Raw genomic sequence first — 2,139 nt, 5'->3', positions numbered from 1 at the left:
AGGCTGCCGCTGAGCACCACCGGCAGGCCGGGACGCAGCAGCTCGGCCAGGCGCGCGCCGACGGTATCGAGCTGGGCCTGGTCCAGGGCCAGGCCGGGCAGGTTGATATCGGTGGTGGCGCCGCTGTCGGCGGCGACCAGCTTGAGATTGCTGCGGGTGTCGCCGGGCACGCGCAGGCAACGGTCGTCGATGCCGCGTTCGGCGAACAGGGTTTCGAATACCGGCGCATTGCCGGCGCCGAGCACGCCGAGCGCGGCGCAGCGCAGGCCGGCATCGGCCAGGCAGGCGGCGACGTTGATGCCCTTGCCGCCGGCGATGGCGTGGGCGCTGCGCGCACGGTGCACCTGGCCCGGTTGCAGCCGGTCGATCGCCACGGTCAGGTCGATCGCCGGGTTCAGGGTGACGGTGACGGCATCGACGCTCATGCGCCGGCTCCGTCGAGCGCGCGCACCTTGGCCGCGCTTTCGCAGTCCAGCGCGCGCTGCGCCAGCGCCTGCAGCGCATCCAGACGGCTGCCGCGCAGGCGCGCCTTCACCGCGGGGATGTCGTTGGGCGTCATCGACAGCTCGTGCACGCCCAGGCCGGCCAGCAGGGCCGCGCCGAACGCATCGCCGGCCAGGCCGCCGCACACGCCGACCCAGCGGCCGTGGCGCGCCGCGCCCTCGACGGTGGTGCGGATCAGGCGCAGCACCGCCGGATGCAGACTGTCGGCCTCGGCGGCCAGGTCCGGGTTCTGCCGGTCGATGGCCAGGGTGTACTGGGTCAGGTCGTTGGTGCCGATCGAGAAGAAGTCCGCGTGTTTCGCCAGCGCATCGGCCTGGATCGCCGCGGCCGGCACTTCGATCATGATGCCCAGCGGCACCTCCGGCGCCTGCAGTTCCGCGCGCAGGCGCTCGCATTCGGCGCGCAGCGTCAGCAGTTCCGCCGCCGAGGTGATCATCGGGAACATGATCGCCAGGCGCGCGCCGTCCTTGGCCGCGCGGTACAGCGCGCGCAGCTGCGGTTGCAGCAGGTCGGCGCGGCGCAGCAGCAGGCGCGCGCCGCGCACGCCTAGGAACGGGTTGTCCTCGCGCGGCAGGTTCAGGTGCGCGACCTGCTTGTCGCCGCCGATGTCCAGGGCGCGCACGATCAGCGCGCGGCCGTCCAGCGCCTGCGCCATCGCCGTGTAGGTGGCGTACTGCTCGTCCTCGCTGGGCGTGCTGCCGCGCTCCAGGAACAGGAATTCGGTGCGCATCAGGCCCACGCTCTCGGCGCCCTGAGCCAGCGCCGCGGCGACCTGTTCGGGCAGGTTGACGTTGGCGCCGATCTCCAGGCGATGGCCGTCCTCGGTCCGCGCCGGCTGGTTGCGCTGCTCGGCCTCGCGCGCACGCAGTTGCTGCTGTTCCTCGATATAGGCGCGGGCCGAGGCCAGGTCGGCCTCCGACGGCGCCAGGTACAGGCGGCCGCTGCTGCCGTCGACGATGACGGTGGCGCCGTCCTCCAGGTCCAGCAGGTCGGCGCCGCCAGCGACCAGCGCCGGCAGGCCGAGGGTGCGCGAAAGGATCGCGGTGTGCGAGGTCGGTCCGCCCACGGCGGTGGCCAGGCCGAGCACGCGGCCGGTGTCGAGGTTGGCGGTGTCTGACGGCGACAGGTCGTGGGCGAGCAGGACGCACGGCGCGGCCGGCAACTGCGCCAGGCTGCCGCCGGCCAGGCTCGGATCCAGGTGTGCCAGCACCCGGCGGCCGACGTCGCGCAGGTCGCTGGCGCGCCCGGCCAGCACCGCGTTGCCCAGCGCCGAGAGCTTGTTGGCCAGGCGCTCCACCGACTGCTGCCAGGACCAGGCGACGCCGTGGCCTTCGACCATCAACTGGCAGGCCAGGGTGATCAGGTCGGTGTCGTTGAGCAGTTCGGCCTGGGCGCGGAAGATCGCCGCATCGCCGGCGCCGAGGCGGCGCCGGGTGTCCTCTTCGATGGCCTGCAGTTGCGTGCGGGTGCGCTGCAGGGCGTCGTGCAGCAGGGCGCCGCCGTCGCTCAGCGGCACGGGCGTGTCCGCCACCGCCACGTCGTGGCCGGCCAGCTTGTGCACCACACCGATCGCCAGGCCGGGGCTGGCGCCGATGCCGACGATGGCCGGCTGCGCCTGCGGCGGTGTCCAGCCGG

The 2,139-nt window shown here is 73.7% G+C and carries 2 protein-coding genes; both read right to left on the bottom strand.

What is annotated here, in order from left to right; translation table 11 throughout:
• Nucleotides 1-425, bottom strand: a 425-nt coding sequence (locus D183_RS0109930) for a PfkB family carbohydrate kinase (protein ID WP_017908854.1), incomplete at its 3' end; no start/stop codon positions are given.
• The coding region (gene ptsP, locus D183_RS0109925; RefSeq protein ID WP_017908853.1) for a phosphoenolpyruvate--protein phosphotransferase at nucleotides 422-2,139 on the bottom strand (1,718 nt) is incomplete at its 5' end. The genes ptsP and D183_RS0109930, both read right to left, overlap by 4 nt.

The organism is Xanthomonas sp. SHU 199, assembly GCF_000364665.1.
GTDB lineage: Bacteria > Pseudomonadota > Gammaproteobacteria > Xanthomonadales > Xanthomonadaceae > Xanthomonas_A > Xanthomonas_A sontii.
Note: the sequence above shows the minus strand (reverse complement) of the source record. Positions and strands in the feature narration are given on the sequence as shown.